Raw genomic sequence first — 23,535 nt, 5'->3', positions numbered from 1 at the left:
CGGAGGCGGCTCAGCCCACCGGGGCGTACCCGCGGCCGTGCTCGTTCTGCAGGCGCAGCATGGCGTGCTCCACCACGGTCACCAGCACCTGCTTCACCGAGTCCCGGTGCCGGGCGTCGCACATCACCAGCGGCACGTCCCGCGAGATGGCCAGCGCCTCGCGGACCTCCTCCAGCTCGTACTGCGGCGCGTCGTCGAACCGGTTCAGCGCCACCACGTACGGCAGCTTGCGGTTCTCGAAGTAGTCCAGCGGCGCGAAGGCGTCGGTGATCCGGCGGGTGTCCACCAGGACGGCCGCGCCCACCGCGCCCCGGATGATCTCGTCCCACATGAACCAGAAGCGCGTCTGGCCCGGGGTGCCGAAGAGGTACAGGATCAGGTCCTGCGCCATGGTGATCCGGCCGAAGTCCATGGCGACCGTGGTGGTCTCCTTGCCGGGCACCTTCGACGGGTCGTCGATGCCGACCCCGGCCGCCGTCATCAGCGCCTCGGTGGTCAGCGGCGTGATCTCGGAGATCGCCCCGACCAGGGTCGTCTTGCCCACGCCGAAGCCGCCCGCGACCACGATCTTCGCGGAGATGATCTCCCGGCTGCGGCGCGCCCCGGCGGGGTCATAGTTCGCGAAGTCCACTTAGCACCCTTCCCAGCAGGTTCATTCGCTCCTCGTAGCCCGTGGCGGGAGCGGCAGTGTGTAGCGTCAGCAGGCCCTCGGCCACCATGTCGGCGACCAGCACCCGGGTGACGCCCAGCGGCATCCGGGTGTACGCGGCGATCTCCGCCAACGACTGCGCGCGACCCTCGCAGACCGTGGCGATGCGGTACTTGTCGTGCCCGGCGAAGCGCGCCTCGGCGGCCTGGGTGGGGGTGGCCGACAGCACCGCCTCCAGCGCGATGTCCCGACTCGGTTCGGTACGGCCCCGGGTGACCGCGTACGGGCGTACCAACGCCCCGCGCGGGTCCCGCCGTGGTTCCATCCGCGATCACCTCCCCCAGCCCGGAGCCACCACGGCACCGGATGCCCTGTTCCTGGCCGGGCGCGGTCGCGCCCGGCGTCGTACCGTCCGTCTCAGGACCGCACGGCGTCGCGCGGCAGCGGCACCAACGCGGCGCCCACCCGCTCCACCAGCAGTGCCATCTCGTAGCCGACCTGCCCCACGTCACAGCTGCGGGCCGCGAGGACGGCCATCGACGACCCGTCGCTGATCGACATCAGGAACAGGTAACCGCTGTCCATCTCGATCACCGTCTGGAGCACGCCCCCGGCGCTGAACATCCGGGCGGCGCCCTCGGTCAGGCTCACCACGCCCGAGGTGATCGCCGCCAGCTGGTCCGCCCGGTCCGGGGGCAGATCGCGGGAGGAGGCGAGCAGCAGCCCGTCCGCGGACACCGCCACCACGTGGGCGATGCCCGCCACGCTGTCGGCGAAGTTGGTGAGCAGCCAACCCATGTCCTGCATGGCCGCTGGCCTGTTCATCGGCGCGTCTCCTTGGTCGAGGTGCTGTTCTGGTCCGTACCGGCCGATCGGCCGCGCTGCACGCCGCGGTGGTAGGCGGAGAGCAGACCGCGTACCTCGTCGGGGGTGCGGCGACTGCGGTCCCGCCCGCTCTTCGGCTCGATGCCGCCGGGGACGAGTTGGGCCTGTGGCACCCGCTTGGGCAGGCCCGAGCGGGTGGTGCCACCGGCGGACGGTTCGGCGGCCTTGGTCGCCCGGGTCCAGCCCTCGTCGGCCGCGGTGCGCCAGGCGTCCGCCTCACCACCCGACGAGGTGGCCGACGGCGCCGGCGGCGCGGTCGGCACCGACGGCGGGGCGTACGACGGGGGCGGCGTGGCGGCCGCCGGCGGCGCGGCCGGGGCCACCGACGGGGTGCCGGCGGCGGCCGGCGCGCTCGGCACCCGGGTGGGCAGCTTGGGGCGCGGCGGCGGGGCGACGTCGTCCTGCCGGGCGGCCGGCGGCTCGCCGTCGAAGTTGGGCCGGGTGAAGATCGCGGTGGCGTCGTCCCCGTGGGAACGGAACCAGACCGCCTCCATCTCGCGGAATATCGGCGAGTCGGCCGGCCGTTCCGGGCGGGCCACCACCGGGGCGGCCGGCGGGGCGGCCGGCGGCGTGTACGGCACCGCCGGGGCGACCGGCGTCGGGGCCCCGCCGAACGGGACGGCCGGGGCGGCCGGGGCGGCGGCGAACGGCGTGGCCGGGGCGGTGAACGACGCCGGAGCGAGCGGATCGGCCGGCGCGCCGGCGACCGGCCCGAGCGGGAGCGTCGGGGCCGGCTCGGCGGCCGGGGCACGCTTCGGCAGCGGGTCGAGGACCGGGTTGGCCACCGTCGGGGTGCCGACGGAGAAGCCGTACGACGGTTCGGCCGGCGGGGCCGAGGCGGGCACGGCCGACGTCGGGACGGCCGACGTGGGCGCGGCCGAGACCGGGGCGCCGAAACCGACCGTCGGCGCGGTGTCCCGCGCGTCGACCGGCGGCCGCCACGGGGCCGGGGCCGGCGGGGTGGTCCGCCACGAGTCGGTCAGGGTCGCCGCGCCGGTTCGCCCACCGACCGCGGGCTCGCCGAAGCCGGACGTGGCGACCGGGGTCTGCTCGACCGCCAGCGGCTGCCGCTGCCGGGGCAGCGAGGAGTCCCGGCCCCGGTGGGCGGGGAGCACCACGGCGGAGTTCGGCAGGGTCACCTGGGCGACGGTGCCGCCCTCGACGTTGCGGCGCAGCTCCACCCGGATGCCGTAGCGGGAGGCGAGCCGGCTCACCACGGCCAGACCCATCAGCCGGAACGCGGCCACGTCCACGCTCGGCGGCGCGGCCAGCCGGCGGTTGAGCGAGTCGAGCTGCTCGTCGGTGAGGCCGAGACCCCGGTCCTCGACCTGGATCAGCACGTAGTCCCGGATCCGGCGGCCGTCGGCGACCACGGTCGTGGTCGGTGGCGAGAAGCGGGTCGCGTTGTCGAGCAGTTCGGCGACGAGGCGGACCACGTCGTTGACCGCGTGGGCGGCGACCGAGATGTCGGTGTCGACGGTGCCGAACTCGATCCGGTTGTAGAGCTCGACCTCGGACTGGGCGGCCCGCAGCACGTCCACCAGCAGCGCGTCGTCGCGGCGCGGCACGGCCGAGTCGGCGCCGGCCAGGACGAGCAGGTTCTCGTCGTTGCGGCGCATCCGGGTGGCCAGGTGGTCGAGTTCGAAGAGCTGGGCGAGGCGCTTCGGGTCCTCCTCGCTGCGCTCGATCGCGTCCAGCTCGCCGATCATCCGGTCGACCAGGGTCTGCGAGCGGCGGGCCAGGTTCAGGAACATCGCCGAGACGCTGGTCCGCAGGGCAGCCTGCTCGGCGGCGACCCGGACGGCCTCCCGGTGGACGACGTTGAAGGCCAGCGCGACCTGCCCCACCTCGTCGCGGTTCGCCAGCCGGATCGGGTCGCGGACCTGGCGGACGATCTCCTCCACCCCGCCGTCGCCGACGCTGCCCATGTTCTGCAGCCGCTTCACCGCGTCCGGCAGGTCGTGGTTGGCCACCGAGAGGGCGCCCTCGCGCAGCCGGCGCAGCGAGTGGTTGAGCGAGCGGGCCAGCACCACGGCGAGCGAGACGGCGATGATCAGGGTGAGCAGCACCAGCACCGACTCGACGACGGCCTGCCGGATCACGTCGCTGCGGGCGTCCTCGGCCTGGCGGAGCAGGCGGTCCTGGAGTTCGATCTCGGCCCACCGCATCAGGTCGTTGACCGCGCCGATCGAGGCGACCGCGTCGCCCGCGGTGACCAGCGGCTGCTGCCCGACCGAGCGGGTGATGTCGGCGGCGACCCGGTCGGCGAGGCCGACCGCGTCGCCGGAGACCGTCCCCTCGACCAGGTCACGCTGGTCGGGGGCGGCGGCCAGCGAGAAGGAGACCAGCGCCTCCTGCTGGCTGGTCAGCGTGGTGACGAAGGCGGAGAACTGCTCCTCGTCGACCCGGCCGCCGCTGAGCGCGGTGAAGGCGACCGCCTCCTCCTCGGCGACGGCGGCCTTCGCGCGGCTGAACGCGGCCACCGCGCGGCGGGCGTCCGCCAGGCTCTCCTGGCCGGGGAGCTGGGCCAGGGTGTCGCCGTACGAGACCAGGTCGGTCAGGACGATGCCGTACCGCAGGGTGGCCTCGGCGACCGGCATCTGCCGGCGGTCGAGCACCTTCTGGCGGGTGCCGTTGAGCGTCTCCAGATGGTCGTCGATGACCTTCAGCCGGTCACGGACGGAGCCCGGGATCTCGCCGATCCCGTTCCGCTCGGCGCGGTACTCGGTGATCCGCTGGTCGGTGGCCCGCACCCGCAGGTTGTAGTCGTCGACCCGCTGCTGCGGGTTGGCCAGGTAGAGCGCCGCGGCCATCCGCTCCTTGTGCAGGTCCTGAGTGAGCGCGGAGACGTCGGTCGAGAGCGCGGTGAGGGACCTGAGCCGGGTGGCGTCGACCGCGCCCTCACCGGTGGAGACGAGTCGGATAGTTGCCAGAGCAATGACGGCGGCCACGGGGACCACCAGAATGAGGGCGAGCTTGGAACGGATCCGCGCATCCCTCAGTCGGGGTAGCCGGCGTCCCCGGTCACCATCGGCGGTGTCGCCGATTTCGGGCAGGGTCGTCGGTCCGGTGCTCACGACATCGCCTCCGTCGTTTCTTCCGCGCCTGCCCCGCCGACCCGTGCCTGGTGCAGCGGAGAGCGCCACGCGCGGCACGGCCGCGATTTCATCAGAGAAGATCGCGTTTGGGAAGCCGCAGTGAGGCAGGAAACGGTCAACCGGCGACCTCGTCACCTTATGGCCTCATTCCCGCGCACGCTCTGAACAGGCATTGTCACTCCAGAGTGGTCGGTTGCCTCTCCGGAGTGAGCATCCGTAAATATCTGATGACCCCAACATGTGGGAAAGCCGTCCCGAAACCACTCCCGGGGCCCCGCGCTTGACCGCGCGGCCCGGCATTGGCAAGGTTTTGCAGGCTTCGCGCACACCGTACGGCAGACAATCCCGTTTCTCCACTGAGGACGGACACTAGCGGCGGTGACCGGGCATCGCCCGTGCCGCACCGGGAGGACTGAGTTGAGCCCCATCCGCTCCGCGACCATCGTGGCGCTCGCATCGGCCGTGCTGGCCACCACGCTCACCGGCTGCTCGTTCGGCGCGGGGCAGGAGGACACCACACCGATCGTCATCGCCGCCGACCTGGAGCTTTCCGGCGCGTCGGCCCCGATCGGCAAGGCGTACCAGCGTGCGCTGGAACTGAAGGTCGAGCAGTTGAACGGCTCCGGCGCCCTGGGTGGCCGGAAGATCGAACTGTTGATGAAGGACAACCGTTCCGACGCCAGTGAGTCGCTGCGCAACATCGGCGACTTCAGCGGCGATTCCAAGGTCAGCGCGATCATCATGGGCGGCTGCAACGAATGCGCCTTCGGCGCCGTCCGCACGATCAACGAGAAGAAGATCCCGACCATCGCGCTCGCCGCGTCCAGCGCGATCGTCAACCCGGTCGCCGATCGGCGGTACGTCTTCAAGCTGGCCCCGAACGCCGAGGACAGCGCGGCGGCGCTCACCACCGAACTGCGCCGAAAGGGCATCCGCAAGGTCGCCCTTCTGCACAGCGACGACGACTACGGCCGGGAGGGCCTCAGCGCGCTGCGCGGCGAATTCGACAAGGCCGACATCCGACTGGTCCGCAACGAGTCCGTCCGCTCCACGGACACCGACGTATCGCAGCCGGTACGCCGACTGACCACCGAGAAGCCGCAGGCGCTGATCGTCTGGACCCCGCCGGAGCAGGCCGGGCTGGCCGCCACCAGCGCCCAGGAGGCGGGCTTCTCCGGGTCGCTCTTCCTCGACGCGGCGGCCGCGGGCGACCTCTTCCTCGGCGGCTCCGCCCGGTCCACCGAGCGGGCCACGCTGATCTTCACCCAGACCATGGTGATCGACGACGTCATCGCCACCACCCCGGCCAAGGCCGCCCGCCGGCAGTGGTTCCAGGACTACACCGCCCGGTTCGGCGGCTACAACGGGTTCTCGTCCTTCGCCGCCGACGCGGTGCAGCTCATCGTCGACGCGAACCTGCGGGCCGGCGGCGACGGGGTCAACCGGGACGGCGTCCGGGACGTGCTGGAGACGTCCCAGATGGACGGCCTCTCCGGCCCGATCCGGATGACCCCCGACAACCACTCCGGCCTGATGCCCCAGGCGTTGACGACCCTCGTGGCGCGCGGTGGGCGGTGGCGGCTGGCCGGCTGATCTCTTGCGGTGGGGTGTGGCCCGCCGTGGGGGTGTGGCCCCGGCGCAACCGGCTCCGGGCGGTCAGGCTTGATCCCTCCGCCGGTTGCGCCGGGGCCACACCTCGGGTCGTTCGCCGTCCGGCCGCGCCTGGTGGATCTTGTGGGTTCACGGTCGACGTCGGGTGTCCGCGACGGGGGCTAGCGGGCGCTGGTGGTGGCCCTGACCCAGGGCAGGGCCAGGCGCTCGACCAGGGAGAGGGCCGAGTAGAGCAGGATGCTCATCCCGGCGATCAGCACGATCGCCGCCCACGCGGTCGCGGTGTCGCCGATGCCGTTGTACTGCAGGATCTGGTAGCCCAGCCCCGGCTTGTCGGAGTAGAACTCCCCGATCACCGCGCCGATCGCGGCCAGCGGCATCGCCACCTTGAGCCCGACGAAGATCTGCGGCAACGCCGCCGGGAAGCGCACCTTGCGGAACGCCTGCCACCACGAGGCGTTCAGCGACCGGGCCAGCTCGGCCAGGTCCGCCGGGGTGGTGGTGAGGCCGGTCGCCGTGGAGAGCACGATCGGGAAAAAGCAGAGCAGGAAGACCATGGTCAGGATGGGCTTCTCACCCCAGCCGACCGAGACCACCAGCAGCGGGCCGAGGGCGATCTTCGGCACCGCGTTGATCGCCACCAGCAGCGGCGCGAACATCCGCTCCGCCCGCCGGGACGCGGCCAGGGCCATCCCGATCAGCACTCCGGCGACCGTCGAGAGCAGGAAGCCGAGCAGCGTCATCAGCGTGGTGACGCCCAACGCCGGCAGCAGCACGTCCGCCGTGTCGGTCAACGCGGTCCAGACGTCCTGCGGGGGCGGCAGGGACGCCGGGTGGACCAGGTCGAGCCCCGCGGTCACCAGCCACCAGACGGCCAGCGCGATCAACAGGCCGAGCAGGGGCAGGCCCACCGTCGCCGGGCGTACCCCGGACCACCGGGACGCGGCGGCGAGCGGCGGTGTCGTCGGGGTCGCGACCGCGCCCGGGTCGACGGCGGCCGACTCCGTCCCGGCCGCCCCGGAGCGGGTACGGATCTCCGTCACGTTCTCATCCTCTCCTGCCGGCACGGGGCCGGCTACGGCGACGGGGGCGCGGCCACCGGGCGTCCCGGTGACCGCACCCCCGTGTCCGACGGTCGGTGATCAGGCCTTCGGCGTGAGATTGAAGTCGATGATCTGGTCCGGGTTGATGGCCGACTTCAGCGCGCCCGCGCCCTGGAGCAGGGCGATGCTCTTGGCGACCCGCTCCTTGTCCAGGGTGCCGAGCGCGGTGCCGGAGTTGCTCGACCGGACGTACGCGGCCATCAGCTGGAGCTCGGCGGCGGCCGCGCCCGTGTTGGTGGCGTCGACGTTCTTCTTCAGCAGGTCGGCGGCCTCCTGCGGGTTGGCCAGGGCGTACTCCAAGCCCTTGAGCAGCGCCGCGGTGAAGCGCTTGACCATCTCCGGCTTCTCCTTGGCGAGCTTGCTGGAGGTGATCAGCGCGTTGCCGTAGAGGTCCGTCATCACGTCGCTGTACGGCAGTACGACCGGCTTCTTCTTGGTGACCACCTCGACGGTGGGCTGGCCGACCACGAACTGGCCGATGCCGTCCACGGTGCCGGAGCCGAGCATGCCCATCAGGCTCTGCGCCTCACCGTTGACGAAGGTGACCTTGCTGGCGTCCACGCCGGCGAGCCGGGCGTACGTCGGGAAGAGCAGCCGCACCACGGAGGTGGGGGTGTCGGCGAGCTTCTTGCCCTCCAGGTCCTTCGGCGTGGCGATGTTCTTGCCCTCGACGGTCACGACCGCCGCCATGGTGCGCTGCTGGATCGCGGCGACCGCGACGAAGTCCTTGGCGGCGCCGTTGCCGAGCTGGAGCAGGCCACCGGTCAGGTCGATCGGGCCGAAGTCCGCCTGGCCGCCGACGACGGTCTGGATGACCGAGCCGGTGCCCTGGCCCGGCTTGATCTCCACGTCGAAGCCGGCCTCCTTGAAGAAGCCCTTCTCCTTGGCCACCCAGGCGTACGAGTCACGGCCGAAGTTGCCGAACGAGGTGAGGTAGGTCACCTTCTCCAGCGCCTTGCCGTCACCCCCCTTGGCCTCGGACGAGTCGTCCCCGCCGCTGCACGCGGAGACCAGGGCGAGGGCGGCGGCCAGGGCCGTCGCGGCGACCGTACGGGTCAGCCTTCTCATCAGTGCACCATGTCCTTTCCGACCGGGTGCTCGTCACCCGGAAGGGGTCGTCGGTCCGGCGGCGCGGCATGAGGGGGGAGCCGATACCACCGTCGTGAAGGGACTCTTCGCGCCGACAGCGTACGAGAAACCCACCGTCACGACGCCAGGCGGATCGGGTTGCGGAACGGAAACAACTCGTGGTCCACCCCGGACGGTGCGCATCGGACCCGAGCCGGATAGTGTTTGCCGGATTCCTGACCGACCACTCAGGGGAGGCCCGGCGGACATGATCCGACTCGCCGACGTGTCGCGTACGTTCGACGGCCGCTCCGGGCGGGTGGAGGCGCTGCGCGGCATCGACCTGGAGGTCGGCGAGGGCGAGTTCGTCGCCGTCCTGGGCCGCTCCGGCTGCGGCAAGTCGACCCTGTTGCGCATGGTCGCCGGGCTGCTGCCGGTCAGCGGCGGCGAGATCACCGTCGGCGGCGCCCCGATCACCGGGCCGCGCCGGGACATCGCCATGCTCTTCCAACGACCCGCCCTGCTCCCCTGGCGCACCGTGCTGGACAACGTGCTGCTGCCGGTGGAGATCTTCGGCTGGAGCCGGGCGAAGCACCGGGACCGGGCCCGCCGGCTCCTCGACGTGGCCGGGCTCGGCGGCTTCGAGAAGCGGCTGCCGCACGAACTCTCCGGCGGCATGCAGCAGCGGGTGTCGCTGTGCCGGTCGCTGATCGGCGAGCCCCGGGTGATGCTGATGGACGAGCCCTTCTCCGCCCTGGACGCGCTCACCCGCGAGGAACTCTCCGGCGAGCTGCAACGGGTGCACATGGAGACCGGGGCCACCGTCGTCTTCGTCACCCACTCCATCGACGAGGCGGTGCTGCTGGCCGACCGGGTGGTCGTGCTCAGCCCTCGGCCGGGCCGGATCCGCAAGGTCGTCGAGGTGGACATTCCCCGACCACGAACCCTCGGCCGCAACGCGCACCTGGCCGACGTCGCCCGGGTCAGCGCGGAACTGCACGAGCTGCTGATGGAGCGCGACGCGCCGGTGCCGGCCGGGACGGAGGAACGATGAGCATGCGGGTGGCGGTCTTCACCGAACCGCACCGGGGCGCCGACTACGACGACCAGCTGCGCTTCGCCCGGCTGGTCGAGGCGGGCGGCTTCGACGGCTTCTTCCGGGCCGACCACTACCAGGCGATGGGGGACGAGCCGGGGCTGCCCGGCCCGACCGACGCCTGGCTCACCCTGGCCGCGCTGGCCCGGGAGACCTCCCGGATCCGGCTCGGCACCCTGGTCACCTCGGCCACCTTCCGGCTGCCCGGCCCGCTGGCCGTGATGGTGGCCCAGGTGGACCGGATGAGCGGCGGCCGGGTCGAGCTGGGCATCGGCGCCGGCTGGTACGAGCGGGAGCACACCTCGTACGGCATCCCCTTCCCGGCGGTCGGCGAACGCTTCGACCGGCTCGCCGAGCAGCTGGAGATCGTCACCGGCCTGTGGCGCACCCCGGTCGGCGAGACCTACAGCTACACCGGCGACCACTACCGGCTGGTCGACGCCCCCGCGCTGCCCAAGCCGGCACAGCGGCCCGGCCCGCCGGTGATCGTCGGCGGACGCGGCCCGAAGCGCACCCCGGAACTGGCCGCCCGGTACGCCGACGAGTACAACATGCCGTTCAAGTCGGTCGAGGAGACCGCCGCCGCGTTCGAGCGGGTCCGTGAGGCCAGCGACCGGACGGGGCGGACCGGGTTGGGACGGGCGCCGCTGGTGCTCTCCGCCGGGGTCGTGGTGGCGATCGGGCGCACCGACGCCGAGGCGCGCCGCCGGGCCGAGCCGCTGCACGTCAAGAGCGCCCTGCCGCCGGAGGACCCGGTGGTCGGCTCCCCGGCCCAGCTCGTCGACCGGCTCGGCGAGTTCGCCGCGATCGGGGCCACCCGGGTGCACCTGCGCCTGATCGAACTGGACGACCTGGACCACCTGGAGCTGATCGCCGGCGAGGTGCTCCCCCAACTGGACGGAACGCGATGACCGACGTGTCGCACGGGCCCGGCACGACCGAGCCGGCCGGGACCCACGAAGGACTCGGCCCGGTCGGGCAGGAGATCGTCTTCGAGAACGACCGGGTGCGGGTGTGGCACATCCGGCTGGAGCCGGGCGAGCGGCAACCGCTGCACCGGCACGACCACCCGTACCTGGTGGTCGCGATCCAGGGGGCGAAGAACGTCGTGCAGACGATCGACGGCACCCGGATCGACGCCGACGAACCCACCGGCGGGGTGGTCTACCGGGACCCGGGTGCCGTCCACATGCTCACCAACGTCGGCGACACGACGTACCTGGCCCGCCTGGTGGAGTTGAAGTAACCCCAGGCTGATGCCCCGCCGCGCCACAGTGGCGATCGGGCGCACCGGGCCGTAACGTGCCCGACATGGCCTTTCGGACGTGGGGCAGACTGCTGCTCACCGCATTCGGGGTGAGCGTGCTGGCCGGGGCCGGTCAGCTCGGCATCGCGTACGGCTTCGGCATCGTCCGGCTCACCGGCGCCTTCACCGACGGCGCCGTCGACCGGTGGCCCGCCCAGCTCGCCTGGGTGGGCTGGTTCGCGGTGACCGCCGCCGTCGTCGGCGCGGTCGTCACCGGGCGGCTCGCCCGCTCCGACGGGCTGCCCGAGCAGACGAGCGTGCAGCTCGCCGTCTCCGGCGCGGCGGCGCTCGGCGCGACCGTCGTCGCCCCGCTCTGCATGCAACCCGCCCGGGCGGCCGAGCTGAGCACCGTCGACCCGGTCTTCGCCGTCGGCATCTGCGCGGTCGCCGGCGCGGTGGTCGGCGCGGGGGCCGCCTCCGTCGTGCTGCTGAGGCCGCCGCTGGGCTGGAACGTCGCCATGCTGGCCGGCGCGGTCTGGCTGGTCGCCCTGATCTCGGTCGCGCCGGGGCTGCTCTCCGCCGGGCCGCTGCGCACCGTACGCCTCGGCGTGCTGGAGCCGTCCTGGCTGGACGCCGCCGCCGCGCAGCGCCTGGCGATGCTGCTGCTGCCCACGGTGGCGTTGCTCGCCGGCGCGGCGACCGGCGCGCTGGCCCGCTGGCAGGGGCACGTCCCACTGATCGGAGGGGCCGCCGGCACGGCCGGCCCGGTGCTGCTCGCCTTCGCCTATCTGACGGCCGGCCCCGGCGACTCGGCCGACCGCTACCAGCTCGCCCCGTACTACGCGGCGGTCATCGCCGTCGCGGCCGGCGCGCTCGGCTCGACCGCCGCCACACTGGTGCGCTGGCCGCTCGTCCCGGCGCGTACGGATGACGGGGCGATCACGCCCACCGACATCCTGCGCCCCCTCCCCGGCGGGCCGGTGCCGGCCGGGGCGACCACGGCGAGCACCGTCGACCTGGTCGGCGCGGCGGGCGCGGCCCGCACCGTCGCGCCGGGCCGGCCGGGGGCCGCCACCCCGGCGCACTGGGACTGGCCGGTCGCCCCCGGCGCCTCCACCCCCACGCCCGACCCTTCCGGTACGCCCGAGCCCGCCCCGACCGCCGACGGCCGCCGCGCCGGCCCGCCCCCGGTCGATCCGGAACCGGCCTGGCCGGCGACGGCGCTGATCGAGGCCGAGGCGTCCACCGTGACCGGGACGCGGCGGCCGAGCGCCGACCGGGCGTCCGCACCGGTCTCGGCTGCCGACCCGGTGTCGCCTCCGGCCGCTCCCGACGGCGATCTCCGTACGCCGCAGGTCGCTCTCGAGGACGCGCCGGCCGCTTCCGAGGACGACTCCCGTGCGCCGCAGGTCGTTCTCGGGGACGCGCCGGCCGCCGTCCGGGCGTCGGGTTCGGTCACGCCGCCCGGCGGCACCGAGCCGGTGGGGCTGGACAGGGTGGCGCCGGGACCGGACGCCTCCACCGACGTGGCCGGGTCGGGGCGGACACCGGACGCCCCGGTCCCGTCGGCCGCCGCGACCGGCACGGACTCCCGGGCCGCCGAGCCGGTGGGGAGCGGCCCCGTGGTCGCGCCGAGGCCGCGGCCGAAGCGGCCCCGCAAGGCCCGCGCCACCGAGGCCGAGCTGACGGGAGTCGGCCTGCCCCCGGCCGCCCCGACCGACCCGCCATCGGTCCGGCCACCGGTCGACCCGACACCGGACACTCCGGCCGGGCCCACACCGTCGACCGGTACGTCACCGGCCACGCCGGACGACTCGACCTCGTTCCTGTCACCGGGCGCACCGACACCGGTCACGCCGACCAGTTCCACACCGGCAACGCCGGCCGGATCCACCGCCACCACGCCGGTCGGGTCCACGCCAGGCAAGCCGGCGGGTCACCCACCGGGCACGTCGGTCGGATCGGGGCCGGCCGCGAATGCGGCAGCAGCCGGCCGGGGAACCGGGGAGACCGCTCCCGGCCGCGCCACCCCGACGGCCCGTCCCGACGGCCGCACTCCGCGCGCCCCCCGGCAGCCGACCGGGGGCACCGCCGAGGACCCGGCCGGGAACACCACCGCGGAGCCGACCGGGAACACGACCGACCCGGCGGGCACCGGCGGCGCGACGACCCGGGCGGCCGGCGACGACGGGCCCGGCGTCGACGGCGAGCGGCCCGGGACGGGCACGGCCGGCGTACCCGCCGCCCCGCCGACCGTCGCGGAGCCGGCGCCCCGCCCCCGGCACCGCTTGCCCGACCTGGCCCGCGCGGGCGACTGGGACGCCTTCGGCGTCCGTACCTCTCCGGCCGGTGGGGCGCTGCCCTTCCCTGTCCCGCCCCAGGATGCCGAGGCCCCGAAGCCGGTCGCCTTCCGCTGGCACGCCGACGACGTAGCTCCCGCTGCCACCGACCCTGACGACGACCGGGACACCGGCGCGTCGACCGGCCCGTCCACCGCCCCCGCCGACGCGGAGTCCTCCGCCACCACGGCCCGGCCCCGGCGCGGCCTGTTCCGACGCGGCAAGGGCAAGGGCGGCACACCTGCCCTGGAGGCGCAGGAGGAGCCGCTGGCCGCGCAGGACGAGGAGTTCGTCGACTGGGTCGCCGGGCTGAGCAAGCCACTGGCCGACAACGAGCCGGAGCGGGAGAGCGGCCGTCGGTCACTGCGGTCCAGCGGCCGCCACCACCGGGACTGAGTACGACACACGGCGGGGCCGGAACGTCCGAAGACGTCCCGGCCCCGCCGCACGTCGACCGGTCAGGCCAGCGGGAGGTAGACCTTCCCGCCCGAGGAGACGAACTCGTCCGACTTGTCCTTCATGCCCCGGGCGGCATAGTCCTTCAGCTCCTGGGTGATCTTCATGGAGCAGAACTTCGGCCCACACATCGAGCAGAAGTGCGCGGTCTTCGCCGGCTCGGCCGGCAACGTCGCGTCGTGGTACGACCGCGCGGTCTCCGGGTCCAGCGAGAGGTTGAACTGGTCCTCCCAGCGGAACTCGAACCGCGCCTTGGAGAGCGCGTCGTCCCAGGCCTGCGCGCCGGGGTGGCCCTTGGCCAGGTCCGCCGCGTGCGCCGCGATCTTGTACGCGATCACGCCCGCCTTGACGTCGTCCCGGTCCGGCAGGCCGAGGTGCTCCTTCGGAGTGACGTAGCAGAGCATCGCGGTGCCGAACATGCCGATCATCGCCGCGCCGATGGCGGAGGTGATGTGGTCGTACGCGGGCGCGATGTCGGTGGTCAGCGGGCCGAGCGTGTAGAACGGGGCTTCGTGGCACCACTCCTGCTGGAGGTCCACGTTCTCCTTGATCTTGTGCATCGGCACGTGACCCGGGCCCTCGATCATCACCTGGACGTCGTACTCCCAGGCGATCTTCGTCAGCTCGCCGAGGGTACGCAGCTCGGCGAACTGCGCCTCGTCGTTGGCGTCCGCGATCGAGCCGGGACGCAGCCCGTCACCGAGGGAGAAGGTGACGTCGTAACGCGCGAGGATCTCGCACAGCTCACGGAAGTTGGTGTAGAGGAAGTTCTCCTCGTGGTGGGCCAGGCACCAGGCCGCCATGATCGAGCCGCCCCGGGAGACGATGCCGGTGACCCGGTCGACGGCCAGCGGCACGTACGGCAGCAGCACCCCGGCGTGCACGGTCATGTAGTCCACGCCCTGCTCGGCCTGCTCGATGACGGTCTCCCGGAACACCTCCCAGCTCAGCTTCACCGGGTCGCCGCCGACCTTCTCCAGCGCCTGGTAGATCGGCACGGTGCCGATCGGGACCGGCGAGTTGCGCACGATCGCCTCGCGGGTCTCGTGGATCCGCTTGCCGGTGGAGAGGTCCATCACCGTGTCCGCGCCCCACCGGGTGGCCCAGGTCAGCTTCTCCACCTCCTCGGCGACCGAGGAGGTGACCGCCGAGGTGCCGATGTTGGCGTTCACCTTCACCAGGAACGCCTTGCCGATGATCGCCGGCTCGCACTCCGGGTGGTTGACGTTGAGCGGCAGCACCGCCCGCCCGGCGGCGATCTCGTCCCGGACGAACTCGGGCGCCACCCCCTCACGGACGGCCACGAACTCCATCTCCGGCGTGACCACGCCCGCCCGGGCGTACGCGAGCTGGGTGGGGCGCTTGCCGTCCGTGCCGGCCAGTGGCGTCCCCGCGCCCCGGGCCGGGGCGACGTCCCCGCGCTCGGCGATCCACGCACCGCGCAGCGGGGGCAGCCCCACCTCCGGGTCGGAGCCCGGCCCGGAGGTGTCGTAGAGGCGCAGCGGGGGGTTGTCCCCGGTCAGCACCACCTCGGCGAACGGCACCCGGATGTCCGGCCGTGACCCCTCGACGTAGACCTTGCGACGTGCCTGCATGACAGCCTCCCTGATGGTCAACAGGACCAGCCGAAGTGGTCCAGCGGGCCGCGTCCCGCGCCCAGCTCCCAGTCCCGCGCGCCGGTCAGCGCGCGGGTGACGTACTCCTTGGCGGCGGCGACCGCGACCGGCACCGGGTCACCGGCGGCCAGCCGGACGGCGACCGCCGCCGAGAACGAGCAACCCGTGCCGTGGTTGTGCCGGGTGTCCACCCGAGGCGCACGCAGCAGCGTGGTGGTCCCGCCGCCGCAGAGCACGTCCACCGACTCGCCGTCGGCGTCCACGTCGCCGCCGGTCACCACGACGTGCGCCGGCCCACCGGCCGCGAGCGCCTCGGCCGCCGCGACCATCTCCTCGACCGTGGTCACCGGGCGTCCGGTGAGGGCGGCGGCCTCCGCGCAGTTCGGCGTCGCCACCTGCGCGTACGGCAGCAGCCGCTCGACCGCCTCCACCACGCCGAGCGGGTGCCCGCTGGTGGCGACCAGCACCGGGTCGACGACCAGGTGCGGCAGCCGACCCGCCTTCGCCGCCTCGGCGATCGCGTCGGCGACGGCCGGGGTGCCGAGCATCCCGGTCTTCACCGCCCGTACGCCGAAGTCGGCCAGCACGCTGTCGAGCTGGTCGGTGACGGTGCGCGGGGGCAGCGGCAGTACGGCGTCCACGCCCCGGGTGTTCTGGGCGGTGATCGCGGTGATCACGCTGGTGCCGTACGCGCCGAGCGCGGCGAAGACCTTGAGGTCTGCCTGGATGCCCGCTCCCCCGCCGGAGTCGGATCCGGCGATGGTGAGCACGGTCTGTGGCGTCACTGCTGTCCTCTTCCGGTGGGGGGCTGCGGCCGACCGTGCCCACTCCGGGCGGTCAGGCTTGATCCCTGCGTGGGCACGGTCGGCCGCAGCCCCGTCGTGCGGGCGTCCGCCGGGACGGGCGGGGTCGGCGTCACCGGGGTGGCCGCCTCCTCGAAGGTTCCGCCCAGCGGGGTGGTGGCGTCGGCGAGGGCGCGGGTGAGGGCGGCGGCCGATGCTGCCGGGTCGTCGGCCCGCATGATCGCGCCGAGCACGGCCACCCCGACGGCCCCTGCCTCGACGCAGGCGCGGGCCTGTCCAGGGGTTTCGACGCCGCCGAGGGCGAGGACCGGGACCGGGCTGCTCCCGACCAGCTCACGCAGGCCGTCGGGGTGCAGGGGTGGGCCGTAGCCGGGTTTGGTCCGGGTAAGGAAGACCGGCGACAGCGTCACGTAGTCCTCCGTGGTGAGTCGGGCCAGTTCCGCCTCGTCGTGGCAGGAACGACCGACCAGCCCGACGGCCGGCGGCGGGTACGGGCCGGCGGCGGGCAGGTGGACGGCGTCGCCTCCGAGCGGATCCGGGCCGGCCACGACCAGGGTGCCGCCGGTGTCGGCGAGGACCGCCCGCAGCTGCGCCGCGAGCGCGGCGCGCTCGGTGCGGGGCAGGTCCTTCTCCCGCAGCACCACCCAGCGCACTCCCCCGGCGACGGCCCCGGCGACCACCTCGACCAGTGGCCGCCGGGCCACCCGCCGGTCCGTCAGCAGCACCACGCCGGACGGGATCCGCCCCTGCGAAGGCCGGACCGGTTCCGCGACGGCCACCCCCGATCTCCGGGCCGTCACAGGTCGGGCCTGCCGTCGTCCGGGGTGGAGGCGAGGGCGTGGAAGCGACGGGCGATCCGGCCGGCACCGTACGCGAGCCGCCCGGCCTCGACGGCGTACCGCATGGCGGTGGCCATCGCCACCGGGTCGGCGGCCCGGGTCACCGCGCTGGCCAGCAGCACCGCGTCGCAGCCCAACTCCATGGCGAGCGCGGCGTCGGAGGCGGTGCCGATGCCGGCGTCGAGGATCACCGGCACCTGCACGCTCTGCCGGATCAGCCGGATGTGGTGCGGGTTGTTGACGCCGAGCCCGGAGCCGATCGGCGCGCCGGCCGGCATCACCGCCGCGCAGCCGACGTCGGCCAGCCGGCGGGCCAGGATCGGGTCGTCCGACGTGTAGGGCAGCACAGTGAACCCGTCGGCGACCAGTTCCTCGGCGGCGCGCAGCAGCTCCACCCCGTCGGGCAGCAGCGTGCGCTCGTCGCCGATCACCTCCAGCTTCACCCAGTCGGTGTCGAACGCGTCGCGGGCCAGGTGCGCCACCTTCACCGCCTCGCCGGCGGTGTAGCAGCCGGCGGTGTTGGGCAGCAGCCGCACGCCGCACCGGTCCAGCAGGTCGAGCAGCCCACCGGCGGTGCCGGGCGCGGTGTCGACCCGGCGCAGCGCGAGGGTGACCAGCTCGGTGCCGGACGCCCGGATCGCCTGCTCCAGCACGTGCAGGTTGGCCGCCCCACCGGTGCCGAGGATCAGCCGGGAGCCGAAGGTCACGCCGCCGATCTCGAAGCTCACCGCGCTCACCCGCCCTGGGCGGCGCTGAGCACCTCGACCCGGTCACCGTCGCGCAGCACCGTGGCCGGCCAGCCGGTACGCGGCACCACCTCGCCGTTGACCGCGACCGCGAGGCCGCGCTGCTGCCCGGTGACCTGGCGGACCAGGTCGGCCACCGTCGCTCCGCCGGGCACGGTCCGCCCGGCGCCGTTGACGATCAGTTCCACCTGCGCTCCTCCTCGGTGCTCGATCCGGCGGGCCCGATCCGGGCCGGCCCGGGGTGCGGGGCGTCGGGCCCGCCGAACCGGTCCGGTGTGAACGGCGCGAGCAGCGGGTCCGCCTCCCCGGTGACGACCAGCTCGGTGATCAGGTCGGCGGTGACCGGGGTGAGCACGATGCCGTGCCGGTGGTGTCCGGTCGCGACCAGCACACCGGGGTGGCCGGGCAGCGGCCCGAGGATCGGCGCGTTGTCCGGGGTGCCGGGGCGCAGCCCGGCGGACGCCTCCACCAGGTCGTACTCGGCCAGGTCGGGGACCAGGTCGACGGCGGCGCGCAGCAGCCGCAGCACCGCGCCGGCGGTCACCTCGGTGTCGGACCGTTCCTCGACGGTGGCCCCGACCACCACCTCGCCGTCGGCACGGGGCACCAGGTAGACCGACTCGCCGTCGGCGTACCCCCGGATCACGTGCCGGAAGTCCGGCGCGGCGCGACCGGGCGCGCGTAGCCGCAGCACCTGCCCCTTCACCGGCCGCACGGGCAGGCCGGTGAGCGCGGCGGCGCCGCAGCCGGCGGCCACCACGGTGACCCGGGCGTCCACGTCGGCGAGGCGGGCGACCGGGCCGGGGACCAGCGTCGCGCCGGCCCGCTCGGCCGCCGACCTCAGCGCGGCGACCAGCCGCCGGGGGTCGACCTGGTGGTCACCGGGCGCGACCGCGCCGCCGCGTACGCGCGGCGCCAGCGCCGGCTCGCGGTCGCGCAGCTGAGAGGGGCGCAGCGGGGTGATCGGCAGCCCCAGCCCCTGCTGGTACGACCACAGCCGGCGCGCCTCGGCCAGGTCGTCGGAGGTCAGCCCGACCACCAGGGTGCCCTCGGTCCGGTGGCCGAACTCCACCCCGGCGGCCCGGGCCAGCTCGGCGGCGAAGCCGGGCCAGCGGGCGGCGGACTCGGCGAGCAGCCCGGTCAGCTCGTGCTCCCCGAAGTACGCCTCGGCGACCGGGGAGAGCATCCCGGCGGCGACGTGCGAGGCGCCGGAGCCCGGGGCGGGATCGTGGACGACGACGCGCAGCCCGCGCGACGCGCATCGCCACGCGATCGCCAGCCCGACCGGTCCCGCCCCCACGATGGCGACGTCCGGCCGGGTCAGCACGTCAGGGCCTCGACGAGCGCGGCGGTCGTACGGGCCGGATCGGGGCTCGCGGAGAGCGCCCCGACCACCGCCACCCCGTACGCCCCGGCGGCCCGCAGGTCGGGCACCGTCGCGGCGGTCACCCCGCCGATGGCGATCACCGGCACGTCCACCGCCCCGGCGACGGCGCGTACCCCGTCCGGGCCGATCGGGTCGGGCAGGCCGGTCTTGGTGGCGGTCGCGTGGCAGGGGCCGACGCCCAGGTAGCTGGCCCCGGCGGCGACCGCCTCGGTGGCCGTCGCCGGCTCCCGGGCGGTCGCGCCCAGCACGGCGGTCGGGCCGAGCACCCGGCGGGCCGCCGCGACCGGCAGGTCCTCCGCGCCGACGTGCCCGCCGGCGGCGCCCACCGCGAGGGCCACGTGCAGCCGGTCGTTGACCAGGCACGTCGCCCCGTACGGCGCGCAGAGCGCGAGCACCCGCCCGGCCAGGTCGTACGCCTCGCGGTCGGTGGCGTCGTCGGTCACCCGGACCTGGACGACCAGTTCGGCGCGGGCCACCGGCAGGGCGGCGCGCAGCACGGCGAGCGGGTCACGCCCCGGCCGGGTGTCGGTGATCAGATGCAGTCGTCCGAGGGACGGCACGGCAACACTCCTCCCTGCGCCGGCATTACCCGGATCAGGTTCGACGGTCGGGGGCTTCAGCCCCCCTCTCAGCCCGGTGCACCGGGCTCCCGTGGGTCACTTGCGGGCCTACCGTACGACGTCTCTCCGGACGGCGGAAGAGTGGGTGACGTTTTTCCCACTGACCGTCCGGTGTCGACGGCAGGGGCGGCACGTGACCGTCCGGTCACGCCATGCTGTCCGGATGCCCGCTCACGCCCGTGTCCCGCGACGTCTGGCGTTCCTGCCCTTCGGGGGCAGCCATGCGGTCGCCGAGGGCCTGCTCACCTGGTCGATGCTGCGCGGCCCGGCGCGGCGCCGGCTGCTGCCCGACGTGTACGTGCACCGGGACGGGTTCCGCGCGGGCCGACCATCGCATGTGGTGCGAGGCGGTGGCGCTGCTGCTGCCGCCGGGCGCGGAAATCGCGGGGCCAGCGCCGCGTACCTCTGGGGTGCTGCCACCGCCCTGCGATGACGTACATGGCGTTCCACCGACGGAGTTCTGCCTGCGGCAGCGGGCGGCTGCCCGCGGGCGGCGGGGTGGTGGGGGCGGGATGCGCGTCAGAGGACGGTGTCGAGGGCGTCCAGGTCCTCCTCGGTGGGCTGCCAGGTTCCGGCGGCGGCGTTCGCCCGTACCTGCTCGGGGGTGGTGGCACCGGCGATCACCGAGGCCACCGCGGGCCGGGCGGCGAGCCCGCCGATGGCGACCTGGAGCATGGTCAGCCCCCGCTCGCTGGCGTACGCCTCGATCGCCTCGATGGTGTCCCAGTTCGCGGCGGCGAGGCGCTGGGCGTACCGGCCGCCGCCGGAGAGCCGGCTGCCGGCGGGCGGGGCCTCACCGCGCTTGTACTTGCCGGTGAGCAGGCCGTTGGCGAGCGGGAAGAACGGCAGCATGCCCAGCCCGAAGCGCTCGCAGGCAGGGATGATCTCGACCTCGACGTCCCGGTGGAGCAGGTTGTAGTGGTTCTGGGCGCTGACGAACCGGGTGCGGCCCTGCGACGACGCCGTCCAGTCCGCGTCGGCGATCTGCCAGCCGGCGAAGTTGGAGTTGCCCAGGTAGCGGACCTTGCCGGCCCGGACCAGGTCGTCCAGGGCGGCCAGGGTCTCGTCGATCGGGGTCTCCGGGTCGGGCTCGTGCATCTGGTACAGGTCGATGTGGTCGGTGCCGAGGCGGCGCAGCGACGCCTCCACCGCGCGGGCGATGTACCGGCGTGCACCGCGGGCGCCGAAGTCGGACCCGTTCAGCCCGTGCATGTCCATGCCGAACTTGGTGGCCAGCACCACGTCGTCGCGGCGGCCCTTGAGCGCCTGCCCGAGCAGTTCCTCGGAGCCGCCCTGCGGCTCGCCGTAGATGTCGGCGGTGTCGAAGAAGGTGATCCCGACGTCGAGGGCGGCGTCGACCACCGCGCGGGTGCCGTCGAGGTCGAGCTTGCGGCCGAAGTTGTTGCAGCCGATGCCGACCACGGACACCACGAGCCCGGAGTCGCCCAGCCGGCGGTAGGTCATCTCAGTCACGAGATCCACCCTATGCCGGCCCAGCCGGCTCCACCGGGCCCGGTCACCGCGGCCGGGCTCCCCGGCGACCCGGCCGGGCGGTCGACCAGCTCGTCGTCGTTCAGCGGGCGACGTCCCAGACCGGCTCGGGTGTCTCCACCACCTCGCCGTCGCCGCGGAACAGCACGAACCGGTCGAAGGAGCGGGTGAACCAGCGGTCGTGGGTGACCGCGACGACCGTCCCGGAGAAGGCGGCCAGCCCCGCCTCCAACGCCTCCGCCGACGCGAGGTCCAGGTTGTCGGTGGGCTCGTCGAGCAGCAGCAGGGTCGCCCCGGACAGCTCCAGCAGCAGCACCAGGAACCGGGCCTGCTGGCCGCCGGAGAGGGTGCCGAAGCGTTGGTCGCCCTGCCCGGCCAGCTCGTACCGGGACAGCGCGGCCATCGCCGCGTGCCGGTCCATGCCGGCCCGGTGCTCGTCGCCCCGCCAGAGGATCTCGACCAGCGTCTTCTCCATCAGCTCCGGCCGGTCGTGGGTCTGGGAGAAGTGGCCGGGCCGGACCCGGGCACCGAGGCGGGCCACCCCGTCGTGGCCGACGGGGGCGAGAGCCGCCGCGTCGACCGGGGTCTGCGCCGGGTCGGGGTCGGTGCCGCCCCGGGCCAGCAGCCGCAGGAAGTGCGACTTGCCCGTGCCGTTCGCGCCGAGCACGGCGACCCGGTCGCCGTACCAGAGTTCCAGGTCGAAGGGGTAGGTGAGGCCGTCCAGCTCCAACTGCTCGCAGATGACCGCGCGCTTGCCGGTCCGCCCGCCGGCCAGCCGCATCCGGATGTCCTGGTCCTTCGGGGGTACGGGCGGCGGCCCGGCCTCCTCGAACTTGCGCAGCCGGGTCTGCGCGGCCTGGTACCGCGACGCCATCCCGTCGTTGTACGCCGCCTTCTGCTTGTACATCAGCATCAGCTCGCGCAGCTTCTGGTGCTCCTCGTCCCAGCGGCGGCGCAGCTCGTCGAGGCGGGCGTGCCGGGCCACCCGCGCGTCGTGCCAGCTCGCGAAGCCGCCCGGGTGCACCCAGGCGCTGCCGCCCTCGACGGCGACCACCCGGTCGGCGGTCTGCGCCAGCAGCTCGCGGTCGTGGGAGACGTAGAGCACGGACTTCGCGGACTCGCGCAGCCGCGCCTCCAGCCAGCGCTTGCCGGGTACGTCGAGGAAGTTGTCCGGCTCGTCGAGGAGCAGCACCTCCTCGGTGCCGCGCAGCAGCAGCTCCAGGGCGAAGCGTTTCTGCTGGCCGCCGGAGAGGGTACGCACCGGACGGTCCCGGGCGGCGTCCCACGGCAGGTCCAGCACGATGGTGGCGACGGTGTCGAAGAGCACCTCGGCGTCGTACCCGCCGGCCTCGCCCCAGGCGGCGAGCGCGTCCGCGTACGCCAGTTGGGCCTTGCCGGCGGCGGTGCTGTACTTGCCGCGCAGCTCGGCCGCCCGCATGGCCGCCTCGGTCGTGGCGAGCCGGCGGCCGGCGTCGCGCAGTGACGGCGGGGCGAGGGAGAGCGCCAGGTCCGCGAGGGTGGACTCGTCCCCGATCATGCCGATGAACTGCCGCATCACGCCGAGGCCGCCGGAACGCGCGACCACCCCGGTGCGCACCGGCAGGTCACCGGCGACCATCCGCAGCAGGGTGGTCTTCCCCGCCCCGTTCGGGCCGACGAGGGCCACCTTGGCGCCGTCGGCGACCCGGAAGGAGACGTCGGCGAAGAGCTGCCGACCGTCCGGGAGGATGTGCCCGACCCCTGCCACGTCCACGTAACCCACGCCGGCATCCTGCCGGAGCGGCCGGGGCGGGCGACAGCGGATTACCGGGTGACCCGCAGCACCCGGTAGCCCTTCTGGCTGGCCGGGCGGTCGACCTGCCAGCCTTCGTCGACGAGCCAGCGGTGCAGCGAGTCGCCGCCGAGGTGGCGGGCGACCACCAGCCAGGCCACCCCGTCCGGGGCGAGCCGGGGCAGCCAGCGGCGCAGCAGCTCGTGCAGTTCGGCCTTGCCGATGCGGATCGGCGGGTTGGACCAGATCTGGGTGAAGGTGACGTCGGCGGGCACGTCGTCCGGGGCCACCGCGCGGATCCGCTCGGCGGCGCCGACCCGCCGGGCGTTCTCGGCGGTCAGGGCGCGGGCCCGCTCGTTGACGTCGACCGCCCAGACGGTGGCGGCGGGCGCGGTGCTCGCGAGCACGCAGCTGATCGGCCCGAACCCGGAGCCGATGTCGAGCAGGTCGCCGCCGGTGCCGGTGCCGGGCAGCTCGGCCTTGCGCAGCAGCACGGCGGTGCCGGGGTCGAGCCGGTCGGCGGAGAAGACCCCGCCGGCGGAGGCGAGGGTGAAGTCGCGCCCGGCGACGTGGAACTCCACCTCGCGCGGGTGGGCCGCGCCGGTGGGCTCGGTGGAGAAGTAGTGGTCGCCGGTCACGACGGGCATTCTCGCACCGGTCGGGAGCGGGGTCGCGGTCGCCTCGGTCAGCAGAATCCGACGCGCCGTACCG

Annotated in this window: 22 protein-coding genes and 1 riboswitch; of the genes, 6 read left to right on the top strand and 16 right to left on the bottom strand. The window is 74.2% G+C overall.

Annotated elements, in window-relative coordinates; genetic code table 11:
- Window positions 1-10 precede the first annotated feature (10 nt).
- From ACPFP2_RS08830 to ACPFP2_RS08815, 4 genes are all read right to left on the bottom strand, one after another.
- The gene (locus tag ACPFP2_RS08830) at window positions 11-631 is read right to left on the bottom strand and encodes a GTP-binding protein (protein WP_363873178.1); all 621 of its coding nucleotides are present in this window, start codon (window positions 629-631) and stop codon (window positions 11-13) included.
- A complete protein-coding gene (locus ACPFP2_RS08825; RefSeq protein WP_088976087.1) occupies window positions 612-974 on the bottom strand; it encodes a DUF742 domain-containing protein in 363 nt (120 codons plus the stop codon). The genes ACPFP2_RS08830 and ACPFP2_RS08825 overlap by 20 nt, the downstream gene beginning before the upstream one ends.
- A gap of 92 nt (window positions 975-1,066) precedes the next feature.
- Window positions 1,067-1,474: a roadblock/LC7 domain-containing protein gene (locus ACPFP2_RS08820; protein ID WP_088976088.1), complete on the bottom strand. Its 408-nt coding sequence runs from the start codon at window positions 1,472-1,474 to the stop codon at window positions 1,067-1,069.
- Window positions 1,471-4,611 carry a nitrate- and nitrite sensing domain-containing protein gene (locus tag ACPFP2_RS08815; protein WP_424087837.1) on the bottom strand — a complete coding sequence of 1,047 codons (3,141 nt, stop codon included), beginning with the start codon at window positions 4,609-4,611 and terminating at the stop codon, window positions 1,471-1,473. The genes ACPFP2_RS08820 and ACPFP2_RS08815 overlap by 4 nt, the downstream gene beginning before the upstream one ends.
- A 438-nt stretch (window positions 4,612-5,049) precedes the next feature.
- Here ACPFP2_RS08815 and ACPFP2_RS08810 point away from each other — a divergent pair, with 438 nt between their 5' ends.
- Complete coding sequence (locus ACPFP2_RS08810) at window positions 5,050-6,225, top strand: ABC transporter substrate-binding protein (RefSeq protein WP_424087835.1); 1,176 nt, start codon at window positions 5,050-5,052, stop codon at window positions 6,223-6,225.
- A 179-nt stretch (window positions 6,226-6,404) separates the two neighbouring features.
- On the opposite strand, the gene ACPFP2_RS08805 is transcribed toward ACPFP2_RS08810, so the two are convergent.
- Together ACPFP2_RS08805 and ACPFP2_RS08800 are read right to left on the bottom strand one after the other, a co-directional pair.
- Complete coding sequence (locus ACPFP2_RS08805) at window positions 6,405-7,277, bottom strand: ABC transporter permease (protein ID WP_424088029.1); 873 nt, start codon at window positions 7,275-7,277, stop codon at window positions 6,405-6,407.
- Between the two features lie 108 nt (window positions 7,278-7,385).
- On the bottom strand, window positions 7,386-8,414 hold the full coding sequence (locus ACPFP2_RS08800; RefSeq protein ID WP_424087833.1) for an ABC transporter substrate-binding protein: 1,029 nt from the start codon (window positions 8,412-8,414) through the stop codon (window positions 7,386-7,388).
- Window positions 8,415-8,682: 268 nt separating this feature from the next.
- Between ACPFP2_RS08800 and ACPFP2_RS08795 the strand changes: the two genes are divergently transcribed.
- From ACPFP2_RS08795 to ACPFP2_RS08780, 4 genes are all read left to right on the top strand, one after another.
- Window positions 8,683-9,468 (top strand): ABC transporter ATP-binding protein, encoded by a 786-nt coding sequence (locus ACPFP2_RS08795; protein ID WP_424087831.1) that lies wholly within the window; start codon window positions 8,683-8,685, stop codon window positions 9,466-9,468.
- A 2-nt stretch (window positions 9,469-9,470) separates the two neighbouring features.
- On the top strand, window positions 9,471-10,421 hold the full coding sequence (locus tag ACPFP2_RS08790) for an LLM class F420-dependent oxidoreductase (RefSeq protein WP_424088027.1): 951 nt from the start codon (window positions 9,471-9,473) through the stop codon (window positions 10,419-10,421).
- Entirely contained in the window at window positions 10,418-10,756 is a 339-nt protein-coding gene (locus ACPFP2_RS08785; RefSeq protein ID WP_424087828.1) for a cupin, read from the top strand. Before ACPFP2_RS08790 ends, ACPFP2_RS08785 begins: the two co-directional genes overlap by 4 nt.
- 65 nt (window positions 10,757-10,821) lie before the next feature.
- On the top strand, window positions 10,822-13,491 hold the full coding sequence (locus ACPFP2_RS08780) for a hypothetical protein (RefSeq protein ID WP_424087827.1): 2,670 nt from the start codon (window positions 10,822-10,824) through the stop codon (window positions 13,489-13,491).
- A 62-nt stretch (window positions 13,492-13,553) separates the two neighbouring features.
- On the opposite strand, the gene thiC is transcribed toward ACPFP2_RS08780, so the two are convergent.
- The 7 genes from thiC to thiE form a co-directional block, all read right to left on the bottom strand.
- On the bottom strand, window positions 13,554-15,146 hold the full coding sequence (thiC, locus tag ACPFP2_RS08775) for a phosphomethylpyrimidine synthase ThiC (RefSeq protein ID WP_424087825.1): 1,593 nt from the start codon (window positions 15,144-15,146) through the stop codon (window positions 13,554-13,556).
- A gap of 17 nt (window positions 15,147-15,163) precedes the next feature.
- On the bottom strand, window positions 15,164-15,952 hold the full coding sequence (thiD, locus tag ACPFP2_RS08770; RefSeq protein ID WP_424087823.1) for a bifunctional hydroxymethylpyrimidine kinase/phosphomethylpyrimidine kinase: 789 nt from the start codon (window positions 15,950-15,952) through the stop codon (window positions 15,164-15,166).
- A complete protein-coding gene (locus ACPFP2_RS08765; protein ID WP_424088025.1) occupies window positions 15,949-16,710 on the bottom strand; it encodes a thiamine phosphate synthase in 762 nt (253 codons plus the stop codon). Before ACPFP2_RS08765 ends, thiD begins: the two co-directional genes overlap by 4 nt.
- A gap of 56 nt (window positions 16,711-16,766) precedes the next feature.
- Window positions 16,767-17,546 (bottom strand): thiazole synthase, encoded by a 780-nt coding sequence (locus ACPFP2_RS08760; RefSeq protein WP_424087822.1) that lies wholly within the window; start codon window positions 17,544-17,546, stop codon window positions 16,767-16,769.
- On the bottom strand, window positions 17,543-17,743 hold the full coding sequence (gene thiS / locus ACPFP2_RS08755; protein WP_424087820.1) for a sulfur carrier protein ThiS: 201 nt from the start codon (window positions 17,741-17,743) through the stop codon (window positions 17,543-17,545). Before thiS ends, ACPFP2_RS08760 begins: the two co-directional genes overlap by 4 nt.
- The gene (gene thiO, locus ACPFP2_RS08750) at window positions 17,734-18,882 is read right to left on the bottom strand and encodes a glycine oxidase ThiO (protein WP_424087818.1); all 1,149 of its coding nucleotides are present in this window, start codon (window positions 18,880-18,882) and stop codon (window positions 17,734-17,736) included. The genes thiS and thiO overlap by 10 nt, the downstream gene beginning before the upstream one ends.
- The gene (gene thiE / locus ACPFP2_RS08745) at window positions 18,876-19,502 is read right to left on the bottom strand and encodes a thiamine phosphate synthase (RefSeq protein ID WP_424087816.1); all 627 of its coding nucleotides are present in this window, start codon (window positions 19,500-19,502) and stop codon (window positions 18,876-18,878) included. The genes thiO and thiE overlap by 7 nt, the downstream gene beginning before the upstream one ends.
- A riboswitch (TPP riboswitch) is annotated at window positions 19,497-19,604 on the bottom strand. Its footprint overlaps the gene before it by 6 nt.
- A 121-nt stretch (window positions 19,605-19,725) precedes the next feature.
- On the opposite strand from thiE, the gene ACPFP2_RS08740 reads away from it, so the two are divergent.
- On the top strand, window positions 19,726-19,995 hold the full coding sequence (locus tag ACPFP2_RS08740) for a hypothetical protein (protein ID WP_424087814.1): 270 nt from the start codon (window positions 19,726-19,728) through the stop codon (window positions 19,993-19,995).
- 86 nt (window positions 19,996-20,081) lie between these two features.
- On the opposite strand, the gene ACPFP2_RS08735 is transcribed toward ACPFP2_RS08740, so the two are convergent.
- From ACPFP2_RS08735 to ACPFP2_RS08725, 3 genes are all read right to left on the bottom strand, one after another.
- Window positions 20,082-21,044 (bottom strand): aldo/keto reductase, encoded by a 963-nt coding sequence (locus ACPFP2_RS08735; protein ID WP_424087813.1) that lies wholly within the window; start codon window positions 21,042-21,044, stop codon window positions 20,082-20,084.
- A gap of 91 nt (window positions 21,045-21,135) precedes the next feature.
- A complete protein-coding gene (locus ACPFP2_RS08730; protein WP_424087811.1) occupies window positions 21,136-22,815 on the bottom strand; it encodes an ATP-binding cassette domain-containing protein in 1,680 nt (559 codons plus the stop codon).
- Window positions 22,816-22,856: 41 nt separating this feature from the next.
- The gene (locus ACPFP2_RS08725) at window positions 22,857-23,462 is read right to left on the bottom strand and encodes a class I SAM-dependent methyltransferase (protein WP_424088023.1); all 606 of its coding nucleotides are present in this window, start codon (window positions 23,460-23,462) and stop codon (window positions 22,857-22,859) included.
- Window positions 23,463-23,535 lie beyond the last annotated feature (73 nt).

The organism is Micromonospora citrea (assembly GCF_049629545.1).
GTDB lineage: Bacteria > Actinomycetota > Actinomycetes > Mycobacteriales > Micromonosporaceae > Micromonospora > Micromonospora citrea_A.
This window is presented reverse-complemented; position numbering and strand designations above follow the sequence as displayed.

What these genes read in the sequence shown, in the direction of transcription:
- ACPFP2_RS08825 (WP_088976087.1), bottom strand. Translation starts at nt 974, where the DNA reads ATGGAACCACGGCGGGACCCGCGCGGGGCGTTGGTACGCCCGTACGCG.
- ACPFP2_RS08820 (WP_088976088.1), bottom strand. Translation starts at nt 1,474, where the DNA reads ATGAACAGGCCAGCGGCCATGCAGGACATGGGTTGGCTGCTCACCAAC.
- ACPFP2_RS08800 (WP_424087833.1), bottom strand. Translation starts at nt 8,414, where the DNA reads ATGAGAAGGCTGACCCGTACGGTCGCCGCGACGGCCCTGGCCGCCGCC.
- ACPFP2_RS08795 (WP_424087831.1), top strand. Translation starts at nt 8,683, where the DNA reads ATGATCCGACTCGCCGACGTGTCGCGTACGTTCGACGGCCGCTCCGGG.
- ACPFP2_RS08790 (WP_424088027.1), top strand. Translation starts at nt 9,471, where the DNA reads ATGCGGGTGGCGGTCTTCACCGAACCGCACCGGGGCGCCGACTACGAC.
- ACPFP2_RS08785 (WP_424087828.1), top strand. Translation starts at nt 10,418, where the DNA reads ATGACCGACGTGTCGCACGGGCCCGGCACGACCGAGCCGGCCGGGACC.
- ACPFP2_RS08780 (WP_424087827.1), top strand. Translation starts at nt 10,822, where the DNA reads ATGGCCTTTCGGACGTGGGGCAGACTGCTGCTCACCGCATTCGGGGTG.
- thiC (WP_424087825.1), bottom strand. Translation starts at nt 15,146, where the DNA reads ATGCAGGCACGTCGCAAGGTCTACGTCGAGGGGTCACGGCCGGACATC.
- ACPFP2_RS08740 (WP_424087814.1), top strand. Translation starts at nt 19,726, where the DNA reads ATGCCCGCTCACGCCCGTGTCCCGCGACGTCTGGCGTTCCTGCCCTTC.